This window comes from Arcticibacterium sp. SM2516, from assembly GCF_057914865.1.
Window position 1 is genome coordinate 411,613 of record NZ_CP195290.1, and the last position, 14,690, is coordinate 426,302.

Sequence of the window (14,690 nt, forward strand, 5' to 3'; positions counted from 1 at the left end):
CTCACCTTCTCTTTATAAAAATTACCAATATATAAAAATCAATGAAAAAAACTTTTACACTAATTACGCTCTTTATGAGCTTGATTTTATCGGCCTCTGTTTATGGTCAAACAGGGGTAATCAGGGGTACTGTTATAGATAATACCAATGGAGAAACACTTCCTTTCTCTACTATTTATGTTAAAGAGGCTGCTAAAGGAGCCAATACCGATTTAGATGGAATGTATTCTATTTCATTAATACCAGGTACTTACACGTTAAATTTTTCTTTTGTAGGTTATACGGCTACTACCATCCAAGAAGTTATCGTAAAGGATGGTGAAACTACACTTTTAGATGTAAGAATGGGTAATGATGCTACCGTTCTACAAGAAGTTGTGGTTAAGGCTACAATTGTTAGAAACAGTGAATCTGCTTTATTAACCATGCAGCGGAAATCGCCAAACTTAATGGATGGTATTTCTAGCCAAAGTTTTAAAAGGATAGGAGACAGTGATGCAGGTGGAGCTATTAAAAGAGTAACTGGTGTTTCTGTAGAAGGTGGAAAATATGTTTTTGTAAGAGGTTTAGGAGACCGTTACACTAAGACAATGCTAAATGGTTTGGATATCCCTGGTTTAGATCCAGATAGAAATACTATCCAGATGGATTTATTCCCCACCAATATTATTGACAATATGGTGGTGATTAAAACAGCCACGCCAAACGTTTCAGGTGATTTTACAGGAGGGATTGTAGATATTACCACTAAGGACTTTCCATTAGAGCGTTCTTTTAGCATTTCCGTAGGTGGTTCGTATAATCCATCTATGCATTTCAATAAAAACTATATTCAAGGAGCTAAGAGTTCTACAGATTTCTTAGGTTTTGATGATGGCATGAGGGCTTTGCCAGTGGATTCAAGACAAAATATTCCTTCCGTGGCACAAAGAGACGCTTCACTTACTACACTAACTAAGAGGTTTCAGCCAGAATTAGGTGTAACGAAGGCTACATCGCCAATGGATTTCAGTGCTTCTATTGCCACTGGTGATCAAATTAACTTTGATAAATTCACAATAGGCTATAACCTAGCCGCCAACTATAAAAATACAACCGAATTTTATGAGCACGCAGAGTACAATGCTTATATAAAGGGTTTTGACCCTTCAAAGGATTATGAGTTTGAATTGAACCAATCCCAAAAGGGAAGCTTGGCAAACAATAATGTAATGGCCAGTGGATTAGCTGGTTTAGCGGTTAAATTTGACAAACATAAAATAGGTTTGAACGTTTTAAGAATTCAAAACGGAGAGAGTAAAGCAGGTTTATTTAAACAAGAAACTTTCATTTTTAACTCGTCAACTTTGTTTCAAGATAATATAGAGTACTCTGAAAGGTCAATAGCAAATTATAATATTAAAGGTGAGCACAGTTTAGGTGAGCAAGATAAGTTTAGAATTGACTGGAGTTTTGCACCTACAGTGAGTAGTATAGAGGACAAAGATGTTAGAGTAACGCCTTTTAGATTTGATGAAGGTGTGTATTCTATACAGCCATCAGAAGGAGCTCAGCCAAAAAGACTATTTAGGAATTTGCAAGAGGTAGATTATAGTGGAAAAATTGATTTCACCTATAATTTCGTCACCAACAGAGGTGACGCAAAACTTCGTTTTGGTGCCGGAAATGTAATCAAAAACAGAGATTATGAAATATTCCAGTACGTTTTTAATATCAGAAACCAAAGTAGTTTGAATATAAACGGGGACGCCAACAAATTACTTCTTCCTGAGAATGTCTGGACTAAAGAATCTAATGCGGGCGTTTATGTAGTTGGAAACTTTGAACCTGCTAATACCTATGCTGCCAAGCAAACGATATCATCAGTTTATTTAATGAATGAGCTGAGTTTAACAGATAAGTTAAAAGCTATTTACGGATTAAGAGTAGAGAAATTTGACCACTTCTATACAGGTCAAACAAACTTAGGAGATGTGATTTTGGATAATGAGAAAATCAATGAGTCTTTAGACTTTCTTCCTTCCGCAAACTTAGTTTATGCTCTTAAGGAAAAAACGAATTTGAGATTTGCGATAGCTAGAACACTGGCAAGACCATCTTTTAAAGAAGCGTCAATCTCTCAGATTTATGATGCAATTTCAGATAGAACGTACATAGGAAACACGGAGCTTAAAGGAACAAAAATCATGAACTATGACTTAAGATTAGAGAAGTTTATGGAAGGCGGTCAAATAGTTTCTATAAGTGGTTTCTTTAAAACATTTAGAAACCCGATAGAGGTAGTTGCTTATAGCCAGGCTTCTCCTAATGATGTACAGCCAAGAAACGTTGGTTCTGCTTTAGTCGTAGGGGGGGAGCTTGAATTTCGTAAGAATTTAGGTCTTATGGTGGGTAACGAGAAACCGTTAAGCCTAGGTACTAACTTCACTTATGTTTATTCTAAAGTGGATATGAACCAAAATGAGTATGAGTCTAGAGTGGAGAATGCCAGAATAGACGAAACCATTAATCAGTCAAGACAATTGCAAGGTCAGTCTCCTTTTATTATCAATGCATTTGCTACTTATCTGCACCAAGAGCGTGGATTAGAGGCGAACATTAGTTATAACGTTCAGGGTAAGAGACTTTCTGTAGTGGGTATAGGAAGAAACCCAGATATATTCGAAATGCCATTTAACTCTATGAATTTCAAAGCTACAAAACGCTTTGGTAAAACTCAGAGAGGTTCTGTAAGTGTGAATGCTAATAATCTTTTAGATGCCAAGCGTCAAAGGTTATATGAGGGGTTCAATGCTAAATCTCAAGTTTATGACCAATTTAAACCAGGTTCATCCTTTGGAGTTAGTGTGGGATACACGCTTTAGAATAAAGTTTTTTTAAACTTGATTCATATTGGTAATTACAAAAGAGCCCGGATTTTCTGGGCTTTTTTGTTTCTTAATATTGAGGTAATAATTAGGTAACTTTGGCATGGTAAATTTGAGATATCTAAAATGAGACAATGAAAGATATCATAAATCAATGCCGTTCTTTTGTGGAACTTAACTGGCCAATATTAAGCTTCGTATTATTTTTAGTTTGGTATTATAGTCTTCCTATGCCGTCCTAATCAGAAAGCCCAGGAGGTCTTTATGGCAAGTAAGATAAAGAGTGTTAGGAGAATGGCGGGCATTCCAATAATGTCTTGGGGCAGAATACCAAGCGTTTCGAAGTCGTGAACATGTTATTTACTGAACCTTTCTAGAAACTGTTTAACCCGCTTTATTCATTAGAAAGACTCCCGATTTTATCGGGACCGTAGCAAGCTCAGGGTAGCATAAATCAGTTCGTAAACTCATTTAAACTCAATCGCCAGAACCCTGTCGCATTAGCTCAGGGTAAACCGCTATGATAATCTCGTTTAAATGTCTGATTTATTCCACTTTAGAACTCATTACGATTCTCCAATGCATAAACCGGGTTTAAGCTACTTCTGCGGTGCCAATGAAACGCTTACTGCTGTAGAAGGCTATATTCGAAATGGTCTAGTTCTGCTAATAATTTGGATTTACCATGCTGCAGCCAGTCTTTAAATGGAACCATGGGACTCTCAAAGGTTTCGGTAAATGCTAAGAATAAATCCAAATCGAAAGTTTCTTGACTTATCCCTGCTCCAAAACGCGTAGCGTCTAAGGCATTACAGGCCTGTTCGAAGTGATTTGGGACAGGAACCATCATTATGGGTTTACCGTAATATATAGCTTCGCAAACGGACTCAAATCCAGCCGTGGTGATAAGACCTTTGGCATTTGCCATTAAGCGAAGAAACTTTTTGGCGTCCAGCTTATGTATAAATAGGTTTTTATGTCTTTGGGTAACTTCCTGTTCTTGGTCGCATTTAAGAAAACAATGAACCTCAACATTTGTATTTTTAATATGCCAATCTTCCAACTGACTGAGTAGTCCAGAATTGGTCATATAAGCCACGTAGTAGGGATGTGTGGATGTAGACTCAGATAAAACGGAATCTCTGATTAGAGGAGGTATACTGATGATATTCTTATTGTTCTGATAAGGACTGAACGAGAGAGCAAGCATCTTTTTAGATCTTAGTGCGGTTATTCTACTATTCAGATTTACCAGAATTCTGTCTAACCATTTTTTCTCAGGAAATACAAACTCTTTATGAAGCAGTAGGTATTGATGTCCTACACATATCATGGGAGGAGCAGTGAATGGGAATCTGATTTGAAAAATTCCAGCTAGAAAATCATAGAAATTAATAATAAGGTCTGGCTGATAGTGCTCCATCCAGAGCTTCATTTGATTAAGACTTTTATTATGTTCAGGTAGTTTTTTGAAGTTTTGGATTATGGTTTGTTTTAGGCTTAAACCTTTACCACTTTGATTGTAAATAAGGTTAGGACTATGGAAATAGTGAACGTCCGTATTTATTTCTGTTTCAATGAAAGAACTGAAGTTATCTTTCTTAATCATTCCAACGAAACAGGCTACCACTTCATGATTGGAACCTTGAAGTTGTTGGAAAAGACTTACCGCCTGCGTTAAATGACCTCTTCCTTCTCCTTGAACGATGAATGCTATTTTCATTTTAATTCAAAGATGTGTCCGTAAGACTCCTCAAAATCTTTGTCAATCTCTTCCAGATCCATATCTAAATCAATGTCTTTTTCATCAAATGAATCTGGTTGCGAAGAAAGATGAGATGCGTCGTAAACGATTTCCCAGTTTCCGGCAAAATCCTCTACTAAAGCAGATTTGTTCTCCACCCAGTCTCCAGAGTTCATATAGAGAATGTTATCAATGTTTTTTATGGCAGGTTGATGAATATGGCCACATATAATGCCATTACAGTTCTTTGATTTAGCCATTTCTGAAAGTTGTTCTTCGAAATCCGATATATAGTTTACAGCCATTTTAATTGAGTTTTTTACTTTTTGTGATAGAGAATAATAAGGGAGCCCTTTCATGACGCGGTATTGATTATACTTTTTATTCAACCAGAGTAAAAATGTATAACCCAAGTCTCCTATGTGAGCGAGCCATTTAGCCTTTTTAGTGACCAAGTCAAACACGTCTCCATGAGTAATAAAGAATTTATTATCGCCAGACTTAAGAACCAGTTCTTTTACAATTTTAAAGTTAGAACCCACAGTGAAGGGTAGGAATTGGTCTAGGAAATCGTCATGATTACCCCTTACATAGCAAACCTGGGTATCGTTTTTCTCAATGGTTTTGAGTACGGCACGTATAAATGCGGTATGTTTTTTCTTCCAAGCCCCGTATTTTTTTAGTTGCCATCCATCAATGATATCTCCATTTAGAATAAGCCTTTCACACGAATAATCTCGGATAAATTTAGTGACCTCTACTGCTTTACTACCAGCTGTTCCCAGATGGACATCAGAAAGCACTATGGTTCGGTAGTCGTATTTCTTTTGCATGATGCAAGTTGCCTACCAAATGTTAATTGAATTTTACGGAAAAGCTATGTTTGTGTTAATTATGGTCTTTTTATACGAATGAGGATTGATGGATTTAGAGGTAAAAGCTTCGTTCTAGAACAAAAAAAGGCACTGTTCATTGAGAACAGTGCCTTTTATACTTAAATAAAACGATGTTTTATTCTGCAGCAGCTTCTTCAGCTCCTTCAGTTTCGTCTTCATCATCATCTTCATCACCCGTACTACCGGCAACCTTAGCAGATCTTGGTATAACAATACTGGCGATTGGATTTGATGCAGGGTCAAGAATTGTTAAACCTGGAAGGTCTAAAACCTCAACTTTTACAGAATCTCCTAATTTCAAAGTAGTTACGTCTACGTCAACATATTCAGGAATAGCAGAAGCTGGTCCTTGTAATGCAAGTTTACGTAATTTGTGCTGCAATTTACCACCCGCAGATAGACCTGCTGGAGTTCCTACTAATCTAATAGGTACTGCAATTTTAATAACTTTATCAGCAGTGATTTCAAGGAAATCAGCATGTATTAAAGTGTCATTCACTGGGTGAAATTGTTTATCTTGAAGAATAGCAGAGTACTCTTTTCCTTCGATATTCAATTTAACTTCAAAAGCATCCGGTGTATAAATTAACGGACGGAATAAATAAGCAGGTGCGTAAAAAGATACTTGCTCTGAGCCGCCGTAAAGTACACATGGCACTTGCCCTTCAGCACGAAGCTGATTTGAGGCAGAACGACCAAGATTCGCTCTATTAAACCCTACAATCTCGGTTTTTTTCATTTTAATTAATTATTTGATGTTGGTAATTTATAAAAAGTGTGCTTATGGATCCATTATCTCTTATCCTACCAATCGCCTTCGCAAAAAGCTCGGCTACAGATACGACTTTGATTTTTTCATTCTCTTGTTTTAGTGGTATAGAATCTGTTACAACCAGTTCCTCTAAAACAGAGTTTTCAATATTTTGATGAGCTTTATGAGATAAAACAGGATGGGTACAGATGGCTCTTACAGAAGCGGCACCTCTGCCCATGATGATTTCTGCTGCCTTACATATAGTTCCCCCTGTATCTATCAGGTCATCTATTAGTATTACATTAGCTCCTTCTACCTCTCCGATTAGCTGCATTGAAGCTATTTCGTTGGCTTTTTTTCTCTGTTTGTCGCAAATGACGATATCTGCGTCAAAATGAGTTGCAAATTTTCTAACCCTTGCCACACCTCCTACATCAGGAGAAGCGAAAATCAGGTTATCCAATTTTCTTGTTTTTAAATAAGGGACGAAAACCGAAGTTCCCTCCAAGTGGTCTACTGGTATATCGAAAAAACCTTGAATTTGACCAGCATGAAGGTCAAGAGTCATGATTCTATCTGCCCCAGCTGCCATGAGCATGTTGGCCACTAATTTTGCTCCAACCGCTACTCTAGGCCTATCTTTTCTGTCTTGACGGGCATAGCCAAAATAAGGAATTACGGCTACTACATAGTGAGCGGATGCTCTTCTAGCGGCATCTATCATAAGGAGAAGCTCCATGATATTGTCCGCATTTGGGAAGGTACTTTGAACTAAAAAGACGTCGCATCCGCGTACAGACTCGTCATATGCCACAGATATTTCACTATCTGCAAATTTCTTTATGGAAGTTTTACCCAACTCTTTACCATAAAAATCGGCAACCATGTTTGCCAAGTACTTGGAATTTGTACCAGAAAATATCTTAACTTCAGCCATTTATAGATTTTTTTCAGAAACGAGGTGCAAAGGTAGAGAATTCAAACGTTAAAACCCATTAAGAATTCTAACATTTGTTTTTCTTTGTGTAGAATGCTAAAAATTTTATTTTTGTGCTAGAATTTATAAGTATAAAATATGCAGTTATCCTTTATCGAACAGATACCTGAACTTAATAAAAGTTTTTTTCTAGATGTTTTTGCGGAGGCTATTTTAGATGCCAATAAAGATACCATGAGATTGAAAACGATTGATGGTCAACAGGTACCTTGTGAATTAAAAGTTAGTTGTCCTAGGCAGTTTATTTCTAAGTTTCCAGAAGGAACCATCTATAAATTAGATACGAGGTTGGTTAGAAAGGAAGGGCGTAAACCTTACTTTATAGCAGTAAATAGAAAGAACCTTAAAAGAGCCATGGAGTTTTTTGAGTATAACTTAAAAGTACAAAATGGTTTTGATTATGTTCCCCCTACTAAAAGGAACAGAAAAACCGTCAAATAATCATAGTGGATGAACAATTGGTTTTTTCCTAAAACAGGGAAAAGTCATGCGTATATATATTCTAAGGATAGTTGGTTATAATTTTATTGTTTACTGGCTAAAAAACAAATAAGCGGCTCGAGCGAAGCTTTATGTTGCTTATTATAAGTTATTTAACTTCTACTGCTTTTCTTCATAATTCTAGCCTATTCACCTTGTTTTGGTATGGTTAATGAATTTATTCTTTCAGTTTCGGTTTTATATGTACTTAATTTGTTGCAAAATTGAGACTTAAGCTAACACAGCCCAAAAATATATGTCTAAGAATTTAGTAATTGTAGAGTCACCAGCAAAGGCAAAAACCATCGAAGGTTATTTAGGAAAAGATTTTATTGTCAAATCAAGTTTTGGCCATATTAGAGATTTGCCGAATAAGAAGCTAGGCGTGGATGTGGATAATAATTTTGAACCCACTTATGAGATTTCGGCAGATAAGAAAAAGGTGGTTACGGAGTTAAAGAAATTGGCCAAAGGAGCTGAAGTCTGGCTCGCTACCGATGATGACCGTGAAGGAGAAGCCATTTCTTGGCATCTAAAAGAAGCAATGGGTCTGGCTGATGATACCAAAAGAATAGTTTTTAGGGAAATTACAAAAAAAGCAATCACTAATGCTATTTTGACTCCAAGAGGAATTGATATAGATTTGGTGAATGCTCAACAAGCAAGAAGAGTTCTGGACAGATTGGTGGGTTTTCAGCTTTCTCCAGTTTTATGGAAGAAAATTAGGTTATCTGGTGCAGACAGGAAAAATCTTTCTGCCGGAAGAGTTCAATCTGTTACGGTAAGAATAGTAGTAGAAAGAGAGCGTGAAATAGAAACACATGAGGCTCAGTCTTCTTATAAAGTAACTGCTCTATTTAATATAGAAAAGAATAAAATTCTTAAAGCGGAACTCGGCAAAAATTTTGAAACAGAAGAAGATGCTGTTAAGTTTTTGAACGATTGTGTTGGTGCTAAATTTAAAATAAATAATCTGGAGGTTAAGCCTAGTAAAAGAAAGCCAGCACCTCCGTTTACCACTTCTACCATACAGCAGGAGGCTTCAAGGAAATTAAGCTTTTCTGTCGCTCAAACCATGCAGGTGGCTCAGAGGCTTTATGAAAGTGGTAAGATTACTTATATGAGAACAGATTCCACTAACCTTTCTGAGGATGCCATTAGCAATGCTACTGCTCAGATTAGGTCTGCTTATGGGGAGGAATTTGTAGAGGTTAGGAAATTTAAAACTAAAAGTGAATCAGCACAAGAAGCTCACGAAGCCATCAGACCTACAGATTTTTCTGTGACCGAGGCCGGAGCGGATAGAAATCAAAAGAGACTTTACGATTTGATTTGGAAGCGTTCAATTGCTTCTCAAATGAGTGATGCAGTTATTGAAAGAACTATTGCCAAAATAGGTGTTTCTACCAGACCAGAAGAACTTACAGCTACTGGTGAAGTTATTAAATTTGAAGGTTTTTTGAAAGTATATTTAGAATCTACGGACGACGAGGACGAAGAGAATAAAGACATGCTTCCTCCTTTAAATATTGGACAGGATCTGGAGTTAGCTACTTTAAAAAGTACTGAAAGATATACAAGACCCCCTGCCAGGTATACAGAGGCTAGTTTGGTGAAAAAACTAGAAGAGCTGGGTATTGGTAGACCTTCTACTTATGCACCTACCATATCTACTGTAATTAAAAGAAATTATATCGTTAAAGAAGATAGGGCGGGAGAGAAAAGAGACTACAAAGAATATGTTTTGGAAAATGATGAGGTAAAACCAAATCATGGCTCCGAAACTTTTGGTACTGAGAAATCAAAGCTTTTTCCTACCAATATTGGTTTGATAGTGAATGACTATTTGGTTGCTAACTTTGACGATATTCTTGATTATAAGTTTACAGCCAATGTAGAAAATGAGTTTGATGATGTGGCCGATGGCAAACTGCCATGGCAAAACATGATCACTAATTTTTACAAAGAATTTCATGATAAAATAGAAAAGGCTGAAGCTGCTGATAGTTCTGTAGGTTCTAATTCTCATGAGCTGGGCATGTATCCTAATGAAGACGGTAAAAAGGTTTTTGCCAAACTTGGGAAATTTGGGCCTTATCTTCAGATTGGTGAATCTACAGATGAAGATAAACCAGAGTTTGTGAGTCTTAAAAAGGGGACTATCATAGCCGATTTGACAATGGAAGAGGCGATTGAGGTCATTAAGGGTCCTAAGCTTCCATTAGAATTAGGTATTTTTGAAGACCACGCCTTAGTGGTAAATGAAGGTAGATACGGTCCATATATTCTTCATAATGGAAAGTATTATAACTTGGAAAAAGGAGAAGACCCTTTCAAAGTAACCATGGAGAGAGCTTTGGAATTAATAGAAATTAAAAGGAAAGATCCAGAAAATGCTTTGCCAAGAGATATGGCAGAGTACAAAGGCGAATCTGTTTTGGTGGGTAAAGGAAGGTTTGGCCCATACATTAAATATAAAGGCAAGTATATCAGTATTAAAGGCGAGGATCCTCTAGTTATTGATAATGCTAAAGTGGCGGAGCTTATTGAAGCTAAAAGCCAAGATGACGCCAAAAAAACCATTAAGGTTTTTGAAGGAAATGATACCGTTCAGGTTTTGAATGGTAGATATGGTCCATACATTAAAGCCGGAAAGAGAAACATTAAGATTCCTAAGGATAAAAAGCCAGAGGAACTTACTTTAGAAGAGTGTTTGGAACTAGCTAAAGGATAATGGCTACAAATAGTACTGAAAAACTTATTAAAAACATGTCTCCTGAATTACTTTCGGGAGATTTTGTTTTTGTGACTGTTACTTCATTAGATAGAATAGATTTAGCGGATATTTTTTCTTTAGTAAAAGAGAAAGAGGGTCTAAGTTTGATCTTGGAAAAAGATAAAGCGGATAAACTAGGCTTAGTTTATGATTTTGTGGCTTCTTGGATTACACTAAACGTGTTTTCTGCGTTAGATGATGTAGGTCTTACAGCAGCTTTTTCTAACGCACTTACTGAAGGAAATATTAGCTGTAATGTGGTAGCTGGATACCATCATGACCATATTTTTGTAACTAAAGAGGATGCTGAAAGGTCTATGGTAATTTTAAAGAAGCTATCATCTAGCTAAAACTATAATTAAATGAAAAAACGTTTGGTAGTACTTTCTGGAGCTGGAATTAGTGCAGAAAGTGGTCTAAAAACATTTAGAGATGGTGACGGACTATGGGAAAACCATAGGGTAGAAGATGTGGCTACGCCGGGGGCATTTGCCCATAATCCAGAGCTCGTTCTAGAATTTTATAACCAAAGAAGAAAAGCTGCATCAGAAGCTAAACCCAACGCAGCACATACAGCCTTGGCTGATTTAGAACAGTTTTTTGACGTTCAGGTTATCACCCAAAATGTAGATGACCTTCACGAGCGTGGTGGCTCCACAAATGTGCTTCATTTGCACGGAGAGTTAAATAAGGCAAGAAGTGTAAAGAATGATACGAAAGTCTATAATATAGGCTTAAAAGCCATAAGAATGGGTGATTTAGCTAAAGATGGAGCACAATTAAGGCCGCATATTGTGTGGTTTGGTGAGGCAGTGCCCATGATAGAGCCAGCTATTAAGATCTGTGAAAAAGCAGAATTGTTTTTGGTGGTCGGAACCAGCCTGCAGGTTTATCCTGCAGCGGGATTGGTTCGGTACGTTCCTAGGGAATCTCCAAAATTCATAGTGGATAAGGTTTTACCACCCAATAGTTCAGATGTAAGCTCAATGACTCTTTATGAAGGTGGTGCATCAGAGGTGTTACCGGCACTCATAAAAAAGCTCATTGAAGAATATTCCTAAGATAGGGATTTTTCAATGAGCTTAATTTAAGAATTACTCTTATAAATTAACTGGCAGTCTTTTGTCCTTTGAACTTACCATCCAACCATTTTCCAGCCTTTACTTGGCCAACATAAGAAACAACCTTAATTTTTTCGTATTGTTTTATAGCCATTTCTACTTGCATCATATTTTCTTTTCGAAGTTTGATGCCTGAACTTGAACCTTGGTTTTTAACTTCAATGTAGTAACCCTCTTTTAGTCCGACTTTTTTGGTAGGCGGCCTACCTTTTTTACTTTGCGACATTTATGTTATTTAGCCTGTTATACAATTTGTTCAATTATACAAAAAAAAAACGAGACAAAAAGTTCATTTATAAAGAAAATAATACTGAAAATTGGATTTTTTCTAGAATTTGGCACCAAATTTAATTTTGGCTATATAAAAATATTACATTTTAGTAATCTGTATAAAGAAACAACTCTTAGTTTTATCATCTTGATAAAGATGATTTCAGCTAATAAAAGGTTTGATTTCCAATGGGTTTTCAATTTCCTGAAAAAAGTTAGAAACTTTTTTTTAAAAGGGAGGATTTAAAGATACCATAGCGAAAGGGTTAAGGTAAGTACAAACCGAGCACCTAGAAACTTGTTCAAACTGGAACTGAAATTCCTGTGTCTTTTCTTGGAGACAAAGCTTATCTTAAACTTTCTGGTAAAATTGTCAATGAATACAAAATTGATATGAACAGTAATTGGATAATGACCTCTCTTTCTCATGCCAATTTGATTTTTGACATTTATCCCGGTTTATGCATTGGAGAATTGTAATGAGTAGTAAAAGAGGAATAAATCAGACATTTAAAATAGATTAGCATAGCGTTTACCCTGAGCTAATAATGTAAGGGTTCTGGTGATTAAGTTTAAATGGATTTACGAGCTGATTTGAAGCGATTTAGCTACCGTCCCGATAGCTATCGGGAGATTTTCTAATGCATAATGCGGGTTTATCATAAAGTGAGATTTGGCCTTAGCTATGAGCAGTTTCCTGATGAAACTCTCAAAAGAAAAACCAGAAGAGTTTATTCTTAAACAAAATCTGCCTTATCGGCATTTAAAGCCTTCAAATGAACTTTTGAATGAGGTAAACCTAGCTCATCGCAATAAGCTTTATAAAAGATTGGGACTGATTTTGACCTAAGATTAGAAGAACTTTTTCATTCCATAAAATGGAAAGTCATTCGGGAAGACATTAATTGTTCTATCGCTCAAGGCTTTGAAGGTAGAAGGGTGGCATCTGCAAGCCGTTTTGTAAATCAAAGTCACGAATATTCCCATACAGATGTTATTAGGCGAACTTTAACGTATAAGAAACCTGAAGAATGGCTTGAAATGGAATTTGCTTTTTGAATAGTATTAGATGAACGAGCTAAACGACTTCATAGAAAAGATGGTTTAAGTAATCTTGATAGGGTTTAAGCAAGAGGCAGCCATTTACAATGGTCTTGCCAAAATCTTTTTTTACAACCTCACTGTCTTCAAATCTTTTTAAGAAAAAAAGCTCTTTGTATTTCAATAGTTCAATTTCTGGGTGATTGATGTCATAGCCTTTGGGCTTTGTTTTTAATTGAGCACCCGCTATTTCATTAAAGAACTTCCTGAAAGACTTGTCTTCGATAATACGCTTAAGCTCCTGTGGATTATAATCAATTTCTTGCCTAAATTTTGATAGGTTTTCAGCTCTAGGATCCCACATGCCTGCCCCCAACATACTTTGACCATCTGGCTGAATTTGGAAATAAAAATCAACCCTTCCACTACTTCTTCCGCCAGGGCCAAAGCCTGCTCCAAAATAATTTTTATAGGGTCTCTTATCTTTTGAAAATCTGATATCCCTGTTTATTCGCAGTATGCACTTTTTAATGTCGGTGTTTAATAGATCTTCTTGGAACAGTTTTAGTTGCTCTAGTATTTCGGCACAGAAGGATATAAAATCCGATTTGCTTTCTTCGTACCACCTTTTATTGTCAAGAAACCACTCCCTGTTATTGTTTTGCTCTAGTTCTCTTAAAAACTGGAAAGTATTTGGGTCTATCATGGCCTAAATCTCTAATTTTGCAGCTACAATTACAAAAAATATTAATTAAATAGAATGGCCAGAATTCTAACCGGCATACAAGCAACAGGAAAACCACACTTAGGAAATATCTTAGGAGCAATTTTACCTGCCGTAAAGCTTTCAAAAGACCCTAAAAATGAATCTTTCTTGTTTATCGCAGATTTACATAGTCTCACCTCTGTGAAAGACCCGAAGGTATTGAAAGAAAACACCAGTGCTGTGGCAGCGGCATGGCTTGCTTGTGGTTTTGATACTGACAAAAATTATTTTTATCGTCAATCTAGGTTGGCGAGTTATCATACGGAATTGTTGTGGTATTTGAGCTGTTTAACGCCATATCCAATGTTGGCAAACGCCCACTCTTTCAAAGATAAATCTGATAAATTATCAGATGTGAACGCGGGTTTATTTACCTATCCTGTTTTGCAAGCAGCAGATATAGTTTTGTATCAGGCCAATTTTGTTCCTGTAGGTAAAGACCAGAAACAGCATTTAGAGATGTCTAAAGATATAGCCGCAGCTTTTAATAGAACTTACGGAGAAGTATTCGTTTTACCGGAGCCTAAAATTGATGATTCCGTAATGACCATTCCTGGAACGGATGGGCAGAAAATGTCTAAATCGTACAATAATTATATTGATATATTTCTTCCAGAAAAAGCTCTTTATAAGTCTATTAAAAGCATAGTTACTGATGCAACACCCTTAGAAGATCCTAAAGATCCAGATAATTGTAATGTATATGCTTTGTATAAATTATTGGGTTCAGAAGAACAAGTGGCCGCCATGAGAGCTAGTTATTTAGCTGGAAATTATGGTTATGGTCATGCCAAAAAGGCTCTTTTAGATCTCATTCTAGATACATTTTCTGAAGAAAGAGAACGCTTTAATTTTTACATGGAAAATCAAGATGCTTTAGAGCAGAAGCTTAGGGAAGGAGAAGCAAAAACAGAATTGATTGCAAAACAAACCATGGCTCAGGTGAGGAAAGCCTTAGGTTTTGATGCCTAATCCTTA

13 protein-coding genes are annotated in these 14,690 nt (G+C 36.5%); 7 read left to right on the plus strand and 6 right to left on the minus strand.

Annotated elements, in window-relative coordinates; all coding sequences use genetic code 11:
- The first annotated feature begins 41 nt into the window (after positions 1-41).
- Positions 42-2,864 (plus strand): TonB-dependent receptor, encoded by a 2,823-nt coding sequence (locus ACSBFT_RS01775; protein ID WP_489603105.1) that lies wholly within the window; start codon positions 42-44, stop codon positions 2,862-2,864.
- Between the two features lie 628 nt (positions 2,865-3,492).
- Here the strand turns inward: ACSBFT_RS01775 and ACSBFT_RS01780 are convergent.
- The 4 genes from ACSBFT_RS01780 to ACSBFT_RS01795 all read right to left on the minus strand — a co-directional run bounded on the left by ACSBFT_RS01780 (position 3,493) and on the right by ACSBFT_RS01795 (position 7,198).
- Positions 3,493-4,590 (minus strand): glycosyltransferase family protein, encoded by a 1,098-nt coding sequence (locus ACSBFT_RS01780; RefSeq protein ID WP_489603107.1) that lies wholly within the window; start codon positions 4,588-4,590, stop codon positions 3,493-3,495.
- Positions 4,587-5,444: a UDP-2,3-diacylglucosamine diphosphatase gene (locus ACSBFT_RS01785; RefSeq protein WP_463044990.1), complete on the minus strand. Its 858-nt coding sequence runs from the start codon at positions 5,442-5,444 to the stop codon at positions 4,587-4,589. Before ACSBFT_RS01785 ends, ACSBFT_RS01780 begins: the two co-directional genes overlap by 4 nt.
- Positions 5,445-5,622: 178 nt before the next feature.
- A complete protein-coding gene (locus tag ACSBFT_RS01790) occupies positions 5,623-6,246 on the minus strand; it encodes a 50S ribosomal protein L25/general stress protein Ctc (RefSeq protein WP_489603110.1) in 624 nt (207 codons plus the stop codon).
- Position 6,247: 1 nt separating this feature from the next.
- Entirely contained in the window at positions 6,248-7,198 is a 951-nt protein-coding gene (locus tag ACSBFT_RS01795) for a ribose-phosphate pyrophosphokinase (protein ID WP_463044336.1), read from the minus strand.
- 138 nt (positions 7,199-7,336) lie between these two features.
- On the opposite strand from ACSBFT_RS01795, the gene ACSBFT_RS01800 reads away from it, so the two are divergent.
- From ACSBFT_RS01800 to ACSBFT_RS01815, 4 genes are all read left to right on the plus strand, one after another.
- Complete coding sequence (locus ACSBFT_RS01800; RefSeq protein ID WP_463044337.1) at positions 7,337-7,699, plus strand: hypothetical protein; 363 nt, start codon at positions 7,337-7,339, stop codon at positions 7,697-7,699.
- A gap of 295 nt (positions 7,700-7,994) precedes the next feature.
- Positions 7,995-10,472 carry a type I DNA topoisomerase gene (gene topA, locus ACSBFT_RS01805; RefSeq protein WP_463044338.1) on the plus strand — a complete coding sequence of 826 codons (2,478 nt, stop codon included), beginning with the start codon at positions 7,995-7,997 and terminating at the stop codon, positions 10,470-10,472.
- Complete coding sequence (locus tag ACSBFT_RS01810) at positions 10,472-10,864, plus strand: ACT domain-containing protein (protein ID WP_463044339.1); 393 nt, start codon at positions 10,472-10,474, stop codon at positions 10,862-10,864. The genes topA and ACSBFT_RS01810 overlap by 1 nt, the downstream gene beginning before the upstream one ends.
- A 12-nt stretch (positions 10,865-10,876) precedes the next feature.
- Positions 10,877-11,575, plus strand: coding sequence for an SIR2 family NAD-dependent protein deacylase (locus ACSBFT_RS01815; protein WP_489603111.1), 699 nt, complete (start codon positions 10,877-10,879; stop codon positions 11,573-11,575).
- 46 nt (positions 11,576-11,621) lie between these two features.
- Here ACSBFT_RS01815 and ACSBFT_RS01820 read toward each other — a convergent pair whose 3' ends face one another.
- Positions 11,622-11,861: a hypothetical protein gene (locus ACSBFT_RS01820; RefSeq protein ID WP_463044341.1), complete on the minus strand. Its 240-nt coding sequence runs from the start codon at positions 11,859-11,861 to the stop codon at positions 11,622-11,624.
- Between the two features lie 368 nt (positions 11,862-12,229).
- Here ACSBFT_RS01820 and ACSBFT_RS01825 point away from each other — a divergent pair, with 368 nt between their 5' ends.
- A complete protein-coding gene (locus ACSBFT_RS01825) occupies positions 12,230-12,385 on the plus strand; it encodes a hypothetical protein (protein ID WP_489603112.1) in 156 nt (51 codons plus the stop codon).
- Positions 12,386-12,983: 598 nt separating this feature from the next.
- Here the strand turns inward: ACSBFT_RS01825 and ACSBFT_RS01830 are convergent.
- Positions 12,984-13,652 (minus strand): DUF2461 domain-containing protein, encoded by a 669-nt coding sequence (locus ACSBFT_RS01830; RefSeq protein WP_489603113.1) that lies wholly within the window; start codon positions 13,650-13,652, stop codon positions 12,984-12,986.
- A 54-nt stretch (positions 13,653-13,706) separates the two neighbouring features.
- Between ACSBFT_RS01830 and trpS the strand changes: the two genes are divergently transcribed.
- Positions 13,707-14,684, plus strand: a complete 978-nt coding sequence (gene trpS, locus ACSBFT_RS01835) for a tryptophan--tRNA ligase (RefSeq protein ID WP_489603114.1) — start codon at positions 13,707-13,709, stop codon at positions 14,682-14,684.
- Positions 14,685-14,690: the final 6 nt, after the last annotated feature.